This window comes from Monoglobus pectinilyticus, from assembly GCF_002874775.1.
In the GTDB taxonomy this organism is placed as follows: Bacteria; Bacillota; Clostridia; order Monoglobales; family Monoglobaceae; genus Monoglobus; species Monoglobus pectinilyticus.
The window spans coordinates 2,387,766-2,402,442 of record NZ_CP020991.1; the positions used below are offsets into that span (position 1 = coordinate 2,387,766).

Annotated in this window: 9 protein-coding genes and 1 tRNA gene; 9 read left to right on the forward strand and 1 reads right to left on the reverse strand. The window is 38.9% G+C overall.

What is annotated here, in order from left to right; all coding sequences use genetic code 11:
- Positions 1 to 86: 86 nt before the first annotated feature.
- Positions 87 to 4,244: a glycosyl hydrolase family 95 catalytic domain-containing protein gene (locus B9O19_RS10105; RefSeq protein ID WP_102366295.1), complete on the forward strand. Its 4,158-nt coding sequence runs from the start codon at positions 87 to 89 to the stop codon at positions 4,242 to 4,244.
- On the forward strand, positions 4,226 to 6,160 hold the full coding sequence (locus B9O19_RS10110; RefSeq protein ID WP_102366663.1) for a pectinesterase family protein: 1,935 nt from the start codon (positions 4,226 to 4,228) through the stop codon (positions 6,158 to 6,160). Before B9O19_RS10105 ends, B9O19_RS10110 begins: the two co-directional genes overlap by 19 nt.
- A 346-nt stretch (positions 6,161 to 6,506) precedes the next feature.
- Here B9O19_RS10110 and B9O19_RS10115 read toward each other — a convergent pair.
- Positions 6,507 to 6,583 (reverse strand) — tRNA-Ile (locus B9O19_RS10115).
- A 215-nt stretch (positions 6,584 to 6,798) separates the two neighbouring features.
- Between B9O19_RS10115 and efp the strand changes: the two genes are divergently transcribed.
- The 7 genes from efp to B9O19_RS10150 all read left to right on the forward strand — a co-directional run bounded on the left by efp (position 6,799) and on the right by B9O19_RS10150 (position 14,606).
- The gene (gene efp, locus B9O19_RS10120) at positions 6,799 to 7,356 is read left to right on the forward strand and encodes an elongation factor P (protein WP_102366296.1); all 558 of its coding nucleotides are present in this window, start codon (positions 6,799 to 6,801) and stop codon (positions 7,354 to 7,356) included.
- Positions 7,357 to 7,381: 25 nt separating this feature from the next.
- Positions 7,382 to 7,804, forward strand: coding sequence for a CD1247 N-terminal domain-containing protein (locus B9O19_RS10125; RefSeq protein ID WP_102366297.1), 423 nt, complete (start codon positions 7,382 to 7,384; stop codon positions 7,802 to 7,804).
- A 203-nt stretch (positions 7,805 to 8,007) separates the two neighbouring features.
- Entirely contained in the window at positions 8,008 to 10,254 is a 2,247-nt protein-coding gene (locus tag B9O19_RS10130; protein WP_102366298.1) for a hypothetical protein, read from the forward strand.
- A gap of 139 nt (positions 10,255 to 10,393) precedes the next feature.
- Positions 10,394 to 11,107 carry a hypothetical protein gene (locus B9O19_RS10135; protein ID WP_102366299.1) on the forward strand — a complete coding sequence of 238 codons (714 nt, stop codon included), beginning with the start codon at positions 10,394 to 10,396 and terminating at the stop codon, positions 11,105 to 11,107.
- Positions 11,108 to 11,123: 16 nt separating this feature from the next.
- Positions 11,124 to 12,068 (forward strand): peptidase G2 autoproteolytic cleavage domain-containing protein, encoded by a 945-nt coding sequence (locus B9O19_RS10140; protein WP_102366300.1) that lies wholly within the window; start codon positions 11,124 to 11,126, stop codon positions 12,066 to 12,068.
- Between the two features lie 349 nt (positions 12,069 to 12,417).
- Positions 12,418 to 13,899: a glycoside hydrolase family 3 N-terminal domain-containing protein gene (locus tag B9O19_RS10145; RefSeq protein WP_158648983.1), complete on the forward strand. Its 1,482-nt coding sequence runs from the start codon at positions 12,418 to 12,420 to the stop codon at positions 13,897 to 13,899.
- Positions 13,900 to 14,162: 263 nt separating this feature from the next.
- Positions 14,163 to 14,606 carry a hypothetical protein gene (locus B9O19_RS10150; protein WP_102366302.1) on the forward strand — a complete coding sequence of 148 codons (444 nt, stop codon included), beginning with the start codon at positions 14,163 to 14,165 and terminating at the stop codon, positions 14,604 to 14,606.
- Positions 14,607 to 14,677: the final 71 nt, after the last annotated feature.

Genomic DNA, 14,677 nt, shown 5'->3' on the forward strand with positions numbered 1-14,677 from the left:
AAAATATAAACTCTGGTACTGTAATTTGTTATTGTTTTTTGTTATATTTAAACAAAGAGAAAAAACAACTTTAAGGAGGGTTAATTATGATGAAAAAACAGTTTAAAAGACTGGCAAGTCTTGCTGCGGCTGTGACTGTTTTTGCCGGGATGTTTACCGGTATTACAGTAAACGCAAAATCGGAAACCGTCAGCACAGCGGAGACAAGCAATCTGTTTGATTCAGAAAACGTTATGTGGACAGACCAAAAAATAATTGATGGATTTTGGGAAATGGATCCAGATGTAAGTAACAAAACTAAAACAGATATTCAAAATCCGTATGGTAACATCGGCGACATGTATGACGCACATGCGTATTATGAATTTTTGTGGACGCACGGTTATCCAATAGGAAACGGACGTATGGCGGCTATGGTTATGGGTGCGATTGACAAAGAGGTTATCCAGATTAATGAGGATACCATTTGGAATGGTTCGCCATATGTTGGCGAGGACGGCAAATCAACCGCCGGAAGTGTAAAGGATACATGGAAGTATTACAGAGGCGCCAAAGCGGACGGCACGCCTGCCGCCTTCGGTGAGGAGGGCGACCAGGTTCTCACGGGCGATGAGGAGTTCCGTCAGAAATTCCCTGCATTTGCACATAAGACTATTACAAATATGGCGCTTAATATAGATAACAGCGATACACAGGAAGCTGTTTCAAACAGACTTGACCTTGCAAATCTTACAAATGACAACTTCCTCGGAAATCCAATAAAACAGAGAGCATATTCAGAATTTGTTGAGCTTTTCTTGGACTTTAATCAGGAGAGCGGAAAAGCGTCAAATTATACTAAACGTCTTGATATGAGCAATGCGGTTGCGACTGTTGAGTATGATTATGAGGGAACTCACTACACGAGAGAGAGTTTTGCGAGTTATCCGGATCAGGCAATTGTGACAAAAGTGAAGTCGGAAGGCGGAATTTTAGACTTTTCCGCACAGCTTCACACTTGGCTGAAAGGAGGACAGCAATTTGAGAAAATTTCCGATAATGAGATTAAGATAATTGCCAGACCTGCAAACTTATCAGAGAGTAATGGTTTGGGGAATATGTCGAAAATTGTGGGCGAGGCAAGAATGTATATTGACGCAGGAAACGGGGCGAAACTCAGCGTTTCTGATGATTGTTCAACCATAAACATCAGCGGCGGCAATGAGGCCGTTATCTACATAGTAAGCGCTTCTAACTATGTTGATTACTTAACTCTTGATGACAGTAAGCCTGCTCGTGACTGTGATAAATATATTTCAAAGATAAAAAACAAGTCATATGAGGAAATTAAAGAGGCGCATATTGCTGATTACAAAGAACTTTACGAGCGTTCTGAGCTTACTCTTGGAAACAATGACGGCACGGACGAAAGCGGCACTCCGACAGAGAAACGTGTGCGTAAGGATGTTAAAGGCAAATCCGGTTATGAAATCGGGGCAGGTAATAAGCTTGAAGCTAAAACCCCTGTTGATTCAACTTATAATGACGGTGATAATAAGCTGGTTACAATGATGTTTAACTACGGAAAGTATCTTATGATTTCCGGCTCACGTCCCGGAGATACTGAGAACGATATTCCTATAAGCCAGCCGCTTAATCTGACCGGTAAGTGGAATGGAACAAACAATCCGTCATGGGCAGGAAAATATACAATTAATATTAATACTGAAATGAATTATTGGCCGTCACAGCCTCTTAACCTTTCTGAATGCGTATTTCCGCTTACAGAAATGCTGCAGCAGTTGGCTGAAAATGGAAGCATAACAGCAGATTATCAGTATGGTATAAAGAATCACAGAAATGACGATAAATATATTCCGGGCGATCCGTGGGTAATGCACAATAATACAGACCTTTGGCGCGGCACACAGTTTGTTGATAATTCTGACGTGCTTTGGCCTATGGGCGGAGCATGGCTTATGGACTGCGTTTGGAAGTATTATCAGTATAATCTTGATGAGCAGTATCTTGCGGAATTATTCCCGATTATGCGCGGCCTTGCAGATTTTTATACTCAGTTCCTGGTTGTTGACCCCAAGACCGGTTATCTTATAACTGCTGCTTCATCATCACCTGAGCAGGGAAGTGTTCAGCCGGGTTCAGCAATAGATACACAGCTTATAAGAAACCTATATGATATGGTTCTGAAATCCGCACAGATACTTGGCAAGGAGACCGAGGAAGCTGAGCTTATTGCAAAAATCAAAGAGCAAATGCCTGAAAACGGTTATTTCTCATATGAGCAGGGTAAACTTGCACCGGATATTATCGAAACCGATAAGAGCCATAGCGGCTATGGGCTTATCAGAGAATGGGCCAGAGGAGACGTTAAATTTGACTTCTCAACAGCAGATTCAAGCAATAAGTTATGGACTTATACATACCCATTTGTAACGGGCAACGCTGCTGAAGACACGGCAAAGGAGAGCAGGGCTAAATATAAGTCCGGTATGTATAGAAAGCATACTGCTGCGAATGGCTCAGAGTGCGGGCACAGGCACACATCTCATCTTTGGGAACTGTTCCCGGGAACACATATAAACGCTTACAGCACCGACAAGCATGAACAGGAAATTTACAAAGCGTTCCGTCAGAGCGTTCTTGCAAGAGGCGCCGGCAGCGGACAGGGCTGGGGAGTTGCGTGGAGAGTTGCGCTGAGCGCAAGAGCGCATGACCCGGCGACAGCTGATACGCGTATTGAACAGCTTATCAGAACAAGAGTTTCGCCAAATCTATTTGACCAGCATCCTAACTTCCAAATTGACGGAAACTATGGTCTTACAGCAGGCATAACCGAAATGCTTGTACAGAAGCAGGGAGATTCGGTTGAGTTCCTGCCGGCAATTTCTGACAAATGGCAGAGCGGAAGCTTCAGCGGATTTAAAATAATTGGTAATATTGAAGCCGGAGCAGACTGGAAAGAAGGAAGCCTTACTAAGGCAACATTAAAGGCCGCAAACAGCGGAATATTAAAAGCACGCAACAGCTCGCTTGATAAAAATGCGGTTGTTGTTGACAGCAAGTATAACAAGGTGCCGTTCACAACTGAAGAGGACGGAACTGTTATAGCATTTGACGCTGCGGCAGGAGAGACATATTCAATTTATCCTGCTGATTATGTACAGACCACAGGCGAGAGCACATGGGAAAAGTATGGTGCGGAAATTTCATCAAATTCCAGCTGGGCAATTAAAAACAAGTCCGGCAGCGCTCCGAAATATTATTCAGACAACTTGTATATTGGAAATTTGGCCAATGATAATTCTTATATCGGTTTTGCTGTTAAAGACTGTGATGTGCAAAATTTAAAAACATTAGGTGTTAAGATAGCGCTTTATTCCTCAATGATTGACAATTCAGAGGTTTCAGTTAGAGTTGGCTCTTCAAGCGGTACTGAAATTGCGCACAAGGTTTTTGACACTGCGACCGGAGGAAATAAGAGCTTTGCATGGATAGACATACCGCTCAATGAGGATGTTGACCGTTCTCTGCTTGAAGGCAAAAAAACGTTGTGCTTCTTATTTAAGACTGATTTAAAAAATGATGGTACAAATAATAAGTATATTGCCAATGTTGAGGGTGTTTCGGGTACCGTATTGGTAGAGACCGGAGAGAAGCAGTATATAAACTTAAAGCATAATGGAGACGATTATTATACAACTCTTCTTCTCAACGGAACCTATACGGCTACTATTTCAAACGATGCACCGGACGGCACTTTGATTATTGCAAAATATCGCGGTGACGAACTTATAGACACAGTAACACAAGAGATAAATTCCGAAAACAGAAGCGCTGAAATGAATATTTCAGATGTAGAAAGCGGAATAACGATGAAAGTAATGTATTGGGACAGCACGGACGGTATGCAGCCGCTGTCAATGATGCGTATATTAGAAACGTCCGGCACTTCGGTGCCGGACGTTCCAACACCTGAACCAACTGACCCTCCTGCTCCCACAAAGGATCCTGAGCCTTCTGTAACCCCTATTGTTACCGTAACTCCGTCGCCTACAGCAACGCCTGCATTGCCGGAAGTGACAACTGAGCCTACATCTACTCCTGCTCAAGAGAGCGGAACAGTATTTACTGTTGACAAAAGCGGTGAGACGGATATTTCAAAGAATCAATACAAGACTATTCGCGAGGCGCTTGCCTCAGCGGCAGAAAAAAGTCTGCCAAAGGAATGTCTGATAATGAGATAAATAGCTGGCTTCAGTCTAGAACGTATATAGGAAATGAATATAACCTCGACCCGGAGAAGAATGGGAGAAAAGATTCACCAAGAGAGCGTGCCTGCGCATTGTATACCGCTTCTGACAGAGTTATAATACGCGATTGCAGAGTGGTTTCAAAGCAGGACACAATTGGAATAAATAAAAACCGTATATATTTTGAAAATTGCTTCTTAGAAGGAACAACCGATTATATTTGCGGAGGTGCAGTAGCCGTTATGAACAACTGCACCCTCAATGTCGGTTCGGCCAAGCCTATGGATTCAAATACAGGCGCAACCGATTCTGCCTGCATAACAGCGGCAGGGCAGTCGTCAGGCAATGGATATTTATTCTATAACTGCGAGGTTACCGGAACAGATTGGGCCACACCGAGCGAGTTAGGAAGACCATGGAATGCAAATGCGGAGGTCACATATATAAATACAAAAATTAATAAATGTAAGCGCAGCGGATATACGAATAAGTATTTGATTTCAGATAAGGGCTGGACAGATATGGGCGATAATAAAGCGGAAGACGCCCGCTTTGGTGAATATGGTTCTGTGGACGCTGAAACCGGTAAGGCCATTACAAGCAGTGTGTCAATACGTAAAAAGTTTATGCTGAACGAATGGTCAATGCTTGAGTATAACCCATATAATTATCTCAGAGGCAGCGATAACTGGGATCCATCCGGTATGAACCGGTATTATTCGGAGTTTGATGAGAATGCCTCTTCAATTAACATTGACACTTCAGGTGAAGGCGATATTATTCTACCTGAAGCGGCAGATGGTTATGGTTATCAGTGGGAATCAGACAGCACATACGCAAGTGTTGACAAAGATAAGAACACAATTTCTATTATTCGGCCATTATATGGAGACGAGCCGGTAGAAACCAATATTTCGGTATATATACGCAAAAACGGAACGCAGTATGGCGCGAAAAAAGTTATTCCGCTTACAATTCAGCCGCACAGCAGTGCGGAAAATACATTCAGTGTAAACGGAACCGTGAGCTTGTCTTCTGCTTCCAAGGAGGAAGTGAAGGTTACAGTTACACTTATGCAGGGCGGCTGCCCAGTTAAAACTCTGGATGTAACAGTTCCTGCCGGTCAGGAGAGTGCAGACTATGCGATAAATAATCTTCCCGAGGGCAGTTATACAGCTCAAATATCGACCGATACGCGTGAATATACTTTGATGACAGATTCAAGCGTTGAGCTTTCAGGTAGATCTGGCGAGACAAAGGAATTAAATATCTCACTGAGCGAGTCAATGGCTACGCCTTACCCTGCAAAATTCACTGTTGACGATTTAATCAAAACAGAAGATATGATGCGCTGGAGCAACGGCGTAGATGTCACAACTTCGTCTGACAGCACAAAGCCTCTTAAAACGGCTTCAAGCGCAAGCGCAACCAACCTTTTGGTAAAAACTCCTGAAAACTATACAGCGGAGTATGAAAAAGCGTTTGGCCCTGCAGATAGTTTGCGTACGAATTTCACCAAGAAGCTGGGCTATATAAACTTCTGCGCCGAAAGTGAGGAAAGCACCCCTTCAATTGATACATATATTTCGGTTTACTTCTCAGTATCAGAGGAGCAGGCTGCAAAGGGACCGTACAAGGTTTATGTGCTTACCAACAGAAAGCGTAATGATTCACGCATATCTATTGAGACGCCGAAAGTTGGATTTGTTGAAAATCTTTCGGCTGATTTTGTAAATATGTCAACAGATACCGACGGCACAGGAGTACATGTAATTGAGCTTCCTGAGTTTAAAGCGGGCACATATGAATTCAAGTGGTATCCGGTGAGAACGGCAGACGGAGGCACAAAAGTCGCTTCAGATTTCTTTGCTTTGAGATTCCTTCCGGTTTCCGAGACAGACGGAAAGTAGAAAATAATAAATTGAAAAAACAATAATTTCTTCCCAATTAATATTAAGATCTTAATCTATCAAAAAGATGATTCTTTTTTAAGATTAAGGTCTTTCTTATGTGTTTATTTTAAATTCTATAAAATAGTATTATTATTTGGAATACCTATAATGAATATAAAATTTAATAAGAAAGAAAAGCAGATATTCATTAACCGTTATTTATCAGGCGTATTGATTGAATCTATAACTGCGGACATAGGCATAGTTCACAGCACACTGTATTCTTTGATTAACAATTTAAAGAAAAAATAAAAGCGGACAAATCCTTTAGAAAAAAGAATTTGACCACTTTTGTAAAAATGCTTGGTGGATCTTCAGGGACTCGAACCCCGGACCTACCGGTTATGAGCCGGTTGCTCTAACCAACTGAGCTAAAGATCCTCATTTGTTCTGACTAATTTATAGTCTCGAACAAGAACTTTTATATTATAATCCATATTATTCTATTTGTCAATACTATTTTTATAAAAAATTTTTAAACTTATAAGAAAAAATTCTCTAAAAAATTGTTAAAATTGCAAAAAGTACTTGCAAAATATAGAGTTTTAGTATAGAATGTAAAAAAACTGATATTATTTTTTAGGAGGTACACACCAATGATAACTGCTGGTGATTTTAGAAATGGAATGACATTTGAATATGACGGAAGCGTATGTCAGGTTGTTGAATTCCAACATGTTAAACCTGGAAAAGGCGCTGCTTTTGTCAGAACTAAATTTAAAAATGTAATAACTGGCGCGGTTGTTGAAAAATCTTTTAACCCGACTGAGAAGTTTGAAAAGGCTATGGTTGAAAGAAAAGATATGGAATATCTTTATCAGGATGGAGATTTATATTATTTTATGGATCCTGAAACATATGAACAGGCTCCTCTCAGCGCTGACCAGTTAGGCGACGCTCTTAAATTTGTTAAAGAGAATATGCAGGTTAAGTTTTGTTCTTTCAAAGGGAAAGTTTTTTCAGTTGAGCCTCCGACATTTGTTGAGCTTGCTGTTACGCATACTGAACCCGGAGTTAAAGGCAATACCGCTACAAACGTAACAAAGCCGGCTACTCTTGAAACAGGTGCTACTGTGACTGTCCCGATGTTTATTAATGACGGGGATATGATAAGAGTGGATACGCGTACCGGAGAGTATATGGAAAGAGTATAATTATAATATAATAGGAGGCATTATTATGTCTGATTTGACAAAAGAAGCGGCATATATCAAAGGTTTGTTCGATGGTATGAAGCTGGATTCACAGAAGGATGAAACGAAAATTTTATCATCTATAATTAGTTTTTTAGAGAAAACTGCTGATGAGATAGATATGCTTGACCAAGAGCAGGGATTTCTTGCAGACCAAATTGACGATGTTGAAGAAGTTATTGATGTTTTAGCAGAGGAAATCAGCGATGAGTATGACGATGACGCTGATGAATATCAAATTAAGTGTGACAATTGTGGAAACAATGTTCATTTTACCGGCGACGACATTGATGATTTGGTTGAAGGTAATTTCGACTGTCCATATTGCGGTGAAACTGTACAGTTGGACTTGAGCGGTATGGAAGACGGATGTGACTGCGGATGCAGTCATGACCACAGCGAAGAATAGTATTTTTGAATAATATTTAAAACAGACTGAAATTTCAGTCTGTTTTTTTGTTATGTTTAATTTGATATGAAATTTATTTCTATAATTTTGTTTTCTCTCGGTTATAGTTTTAGCTTATTGGTAAAGTGGCACGCGCTGTCATTCTAAATAACCTAAAATGAAATAGGATACCACAGAAAATATTATAGAAAGAAGGTTAGTTAATGGCTTTATGGTATGATTCTAAGAATAATGAGTATGCTTCAGATGGCAAAAAAGGCTGGATAAAATCGTATTGTGATAAAGCTTTGTCTGAATTTAATAATTTAATGTCAGCACATTTTAAGGGGCAGTCTAATCGCCATATGGCATGTGATTTGGATTTTGACAGCAATATGACAGTTGAAGACAAGCTGAAAATAATTGAAGATGAAAGCAATGCGGCAGATAACAGATTAAAGACTGAGCTTGAGAGCAAAATTAATAAAAAAGCTGACAGTATAACAAACGGCGGTTTTGTGGCAGGCGGAGGAGTAGTAAGCGAAGAAGAAGGAGCGGTTGTTATTGGAAACAAGGCCGAGTCGTCCAATGGTATATCTATAGGCGGCGGAGCCTTAAGCAAAGGTGGTATAGCTATTGGAAGAGATGCTAAAGTGTCTTCAAGTAATGGCGTACAGCTTGGCGCAGGAGAAAATATAAAAGAAAAAACATTAAAAGTATATGACTATCAGATAACAGATATTGATTCTGAAACCGGACAATCATATATAAAAGATATTGGAAGACTGGCAGATATTAATTTAAATATAGTTAATGTTGCTGACGCTATCAATACTTTAATTGATACAGATGAAGATACTGTAAATTTAATAACCAATGAAGTCAGCGCCCGAATTGAGGCGGATAAAAATATTAAAAAGGAAATACCGGTCAAAACAATAGAGAACATAACGTCAGAGACTACAGATAACAGCAGCTATGTTACACCGCTTATGGTTAAGAATGCCGTAAATAATTTGATTGAAAGCTCTGAGGAGATAAAAAATATTACTGACGGCTTAGCTCAAAAGGCAGATAAGGTTACAAACGGGGGCTTTATAGCCGGCGGAGCACAAGCAGGCGGAGCTCAAAATATATCAATAGGCGACGGTATAGCTTCTACCGGCGAACGCGGAGTAGTAATTGGAGCGGGAGCAGAGGGAGCCGGTCGCTGCGTTGCAGTCGGAAGTGCGTCTACGGCGGCAGCGGCTAATGCTGTCGCGATAGGATACGGTGCGGAATGTTTGGCAGATAATGCCGTACAAATCGGGGACGGAAGTAATTCTGATAAAGAAACATTGAAATTTCGGGATTATAAAATAGTTGAATGCGAGAGTAACTCTAATGCGCATTATTTAAAAGATATAGGAAGGATAATAAATCTTGAGACAAAAGATAAAAACAGCATTGTGGGAGCGGTCAATGAGATTTATAAGAATCTTGAATTTAGTCTGATAGTTCCTAACGCCATTTCACAGAGCGTTATAATGACAAAAGATTCTGACGGAAAGTACAAATTTTCTTTTACTTTCAATAATGCGTATATTACGTCAAACAGATTATTTGATAATGATTTTAAAAGTCAGATTAATAACACGTTTGAAATAAATATGTTAGATGCGCCAGAGTTTAATAAACCATATTATTTATATCTTGAATGGGATTTGATTCTGGATGAATTTACAATGTTTAGTACAGCCGATAATTTTGGAACTAACCTTAATACTGAATGTTTGCAGTTTTATATAGGTACGTTTACTATAGTGGATGATAAAACAGTTGATTATTACGATGAGCAGGAGAAAATTTCTGTAAATCTTATACCGATGATAGGAAACTATCTGTCAAGACTGGATTATAAATGTTATGAACTGCAAAGAGATACGGCCAAAAAGAATACAGCTGTATTATTACAGAAACTTGATAAGACGGAGGAATTTAACATTTGGCAAAACGGTAATTGGATAGTGGGATATAATATACCGCCCATAAAAATTACAGACGAGACATACGGAAGCTTTACACTGCCGTCTCAAATGTTGGAAGCGGCGGGAGTTAAAGAGGAAGCAGGCGAAGAGAAAAAATATTGTTATGCTTCTTACGTGCTTGACACTGATAACTTATCAGGTGAAATAAGCGGTTCTGATATGACGGTGACATGCGGATTAAAAGAGGCAAAGGGAAAACCAAACAGCTATATAGAGATAGAAGATGAAACGAAGTTAGCAACTATAAATATATATCTCGGAACTATTATATTAAATGCAGAAGATTACATGACGCCTGATGGAACCTCGAGTACTATATATTCAGGCAGTGAAACAACAAATACGGAAATGACTATTGATTTATTCAGAATATTTACAGAGTCAACCGATGTATCAGGAGAGTTAGTAGAAATTACAGCAGATGAGGTAAGTGCATTATTTTAATTATAAAAAATTATATTTTGAAAAATAGCAGTGAAAATAAGTCATGTTAATATAATTATTAGTTCGGCTCATGTTTTTAGAGTGAGAGTTTTATAAAATTAGCAGGCAATGCTTGCATATTAATTAAGGAGGAAATATTATGGCAACAAAATTTTTAGGAACGGCGGCATTAACAAAATTAGTAGAAAAGATTAAGGCGGTATCAACAGCAATACCGATAAAGTTAAGTCAGCTTACAAACGACAGCGGTTATCAGACAAGTTCACAGGTATCTACTACAGTTACGAATGCGACAAAAACTTTAGCTTTAAAGACTGAGGTAACAGCTGTAGACAATAAAATCGGAGATTTAGCTGATTTGGATACAGACAATACGAGTATAGTTAATGGAATCAATGACGCATGGACAAATTGTGAGGAAATAAGGGACAATATAGGAACAAGAGCAAATTTAACAACGACTGCTAAAACAGACCTTGTATCAGCTATAAATGAGGTAGACAGCAATGTAGATAATTTACAGGAAACTATGATGACAGGATATTATACAAAGGCTACAGTGGATACAAAAATAGCAGAGTCTAAAGCAGGACTAGCAACAGAAACATATGTAAACAACAAAGTGTCAAGCGTATACAAGTATAAGGGCAGTAAGGATACATATGGGTCCTTGCCGACAACAGGAAATGCAGTTGGAGATGTATGGAACGTTGTTGATAAGAACGGACAGAATTTTGCGTGGACAGGCTCAGCGTGGGACGCTCTTGGTGAGACTATAGACTTAAGCGGATATATGAAGAATGACGCACTGCAGGAAATTACAGCGACAGAGGTAGAAGCTTTATTTAAATAAACCTGGAGGGATATAGATGGCAACAAAAATTTTAGGAATGACAGCATTGACAAAGTTAGTTGATAAGACGAAAAAATATGTAAACGATAAAAAGATGATAAATGTAATGAATGATTCAAGTGCAAGTGGAAACTACTCTGTTGTTTTAGGAGGGCAGGGGACGGTGCCCGGAGTTTGTTCGGTTTCATTGGGCGGTTATTCTAATGCTGTGAATGGAGAAAGGGCAGTAGCAATAGGCGGCTGGTCTTTGCTCTGCAACGGTTATAATACTGTGTGCGGTAAAAATAATTTAGAACCAACAGCCGGATATTATTCTCATAATAACGGCGACGGATTTATAGTTGGAAACGGGACTTTAAGTTCCCGTTCCAACGCCTTCCGTGCGGCGTACAGCGGTGATGTGTATGCTATGAAGTCAATAAACGGAACCGGAGCCGACTATGCGGAACTTAGAGAATGGTCAGACGGAAATCCCAATAATGAGGACAGGTGCGGACTATTTGTATGCTTTGACGGTGAGAAGATACGGCTTGCAAATTCAGAAGACCCAAAAGACTTACTTGGAGTAATTTCAGGAAATCCATGTATAGTTGGAAACAACTATGACGACCAGTGGAGCGGTAAATATAAGAAGGATGTATTTGGCCGGTTGCTTACCGAACATATAACGTGGAAAGAAGAAACAGATAATGAAGGCAATATTATAACACCTGCAGGTGAGGGAGATGTATATATTTTATCTGAAGATTATGACCCTTCACAAAGTTACATACCGAGAAAAGACCGCCCGGAATGGGGATATATGGGAACGCACGGAGAATTGGTTGTTATAGACGACGGCACATGTGAAGCACAAGGCCGATGCAAGCCGAATAACGAGGCAAAAGCAACGGCGGCAGAAGATGGATTTTATGTGCTTGAAAGGATAGATGATAAGCATATTAAAATATTTATGAGATAAAACGGTTATATTCTGTCAAAATTAGTTCGGTTAAAATTTTAAAAAGGTCAGCGTTTGCTGACCTTTTTTATATGATAATAGCAAAATAAAAATATAAAGTTAAAGAAGACTTTTAACGGTGTTACAAATATTTCAGCAATTACACTGTGATGTAATGAAAATTATCTCAGTGGGACGATTACTAGCTGTACAAGACGCTTAGAGCAGTCAACTGAACTAATTTATACACCATTGTCAACAATCTCAAGCGGTTTATTAGACCAAATATTACTAAATTGTTCCATAGAATAATTTGACATAGGATAAACAATGTTGTAATATTGTATTAATACAGAAAGGGATGAGCGTTATGATAAAGAAAATATTAGAAAAAACCATGGTTTTAATTGCGGTAGTTATATTTATAGGAACGGTAAATGTACTAGCAGCTGATAACAACCACATTACTGTTTATGTAAATGATTCAATATTGGACGCTGATGTTAATGCGCAAATAATTAACAGCATAACAATGGTTCCAATGCGCGCTATTTTTGAAGCTCTAGGAGCTGAGGTAAACTGGAATGAGGAAAATCAAACTGCAGTCGGCACAAAAGATGGCGTTACAATAAGTCTGACAATAGGAAGCAGAACAATGTATGTCGGTGACAGCGTTAAAAAATTAGATAGTCCGCCTTTGATAGTTTCTGATAGAACATTAATGCCGGTCAGAGCTGTTTCAGAAGCTTTTGGATTTGAAGTGAACTGGGACGAACCAACTAAATCTGCTTATATAGGAAGCCATAACAGGCTTGACAGTTTAAAGCAGAAGGTTTCAGAAATGGGTATTGATGATAAGATATATCAAATGATGATTGTAACTCCTGAATCAATAACCGGGGTTGAAAAAGCTACTAAAGCCGGTGAGGCAACAAAGGCGGCAATAGAAAAATATCCCGTTGGAGGTTTGGTATATTTTTCTAAAAATATTGTCAGCGAGAATCAAATAAAAAATATGATTAATAATTCTCAGTCCTATTCTAAAATCCCCTTATTTATATCTGTTGATGAGGAGGGTGGAAGAGTAGCAAGGCTCGGGAATGCCGGTATTGGTTTTCCTAAAATTCCACCTATGAAAGAGATTGGCGATTCTAAGGATGTTGGAAAAGCTTCAGAGGCAGGTGAAACGCTTGGAACAGCGCTGAAAGAATATGGTTTTAATCTTAATTTTGCTCCGGACGCGGATGTTGAAATCAATTCTAATTCCTCAATAGGCGACCGTTCGTTTGGCAGTGACCCTCAGCTTGTTGGACAAATGGCGTCAGCCGAAATCAGAGCCATGCAGTCAAAAGGGGTTAGTTCCTGTATGAAGCATTTTCCCGGGCTTGGTGCGGCTGAAGGAGATACTCATAACGGTTTTGTTGCAACTGACAGGTCTTTAGAAGAAATGAATTTATGTGAGTTTGTACCGTTTTCATACGGAGCCGCAGCAGACTGTGATTTTGTTATGGTAGGTCATATATCAGCCCGAAAGATTACTGAAAGTGATGTTCCGTCATCTATGTCTTCAAGAGTGATAGCTATGCTTAGAAACGATATTGGTTTCAGCGGCGTTGTAATAACTGACGCCTTAGACATGGGAGCAATAATTAAGACTTATACGACGTCGGAAGCGTGTATAGCAGCAGTAAATGCAGGAGACGATATTTTGCTTATGCCCTCTGATATAGATGAAGCTCATTTTGCCTTAGCGAATGCTGCTAAGGAAGGTATTTTAACAGAAGACAGGATTAATTCCAGTGTTATGAGAATCTTAGATAAAAAAATGTCTAGGGGGTTAATTAATTATTAAATATGTTTTTTAATAAGAGTTTATTGCTATAGAATTGAGTATTAATAAATATCAAAACGGTGTTTGTAACACGGTTGTAACACATTTGTAATATTGTTGAAATAAGACAAGCTAATTGACTAAAATAAAAAATAATTTATACATGTTGCACAAAAAATGTATGATAATTTAGTGTTTATTCCCTCTTGTAAAAGTATTTAGATAAGGTTATAATTTAACTATAAGAAAGTTAATTTATAAAAATTCTGAAAGGGGGAGCAAAAATGAAATTCAGAAAGGTGATAGTCGGAGCGGTTACTCTTGCGGTTATGTTTGTATCATGCAGCGGATTAAGTTGTTTTGCTTTATCAGATGCCGGTTCAGACAAACCGGATGATATTGACCAATCTACGTTTGAGACAGTTGTTAAAATAGATGAAAATCTTAATATGATTATGGATAAAAATGAGAATTCTGAAGTTGTTTGCCAATCTGATATTGACGAACTCGCTGCCCTTATTGATAGATTTAATGATAGCATTATTAAGCAAAACTCCGGTTTGTCACAAATTCATTTTGATATCATTTGGAAAGTTGATTTTGTGACTAGCCAGATACCTGAAAAAGATAAACTTGATATGAGAAATATTCAAAAGAGTATTGAAAGTTTTAATAATATAGTCAGACTTTTGAAACCACGTACGGAAAGTGCTGAAGCTGTCGGATAATCTGTATCTGGTTATATTTATCAAAGTATAAAATTGAAAATAAAACTCCAAACCAAATAATCAAAACAAAA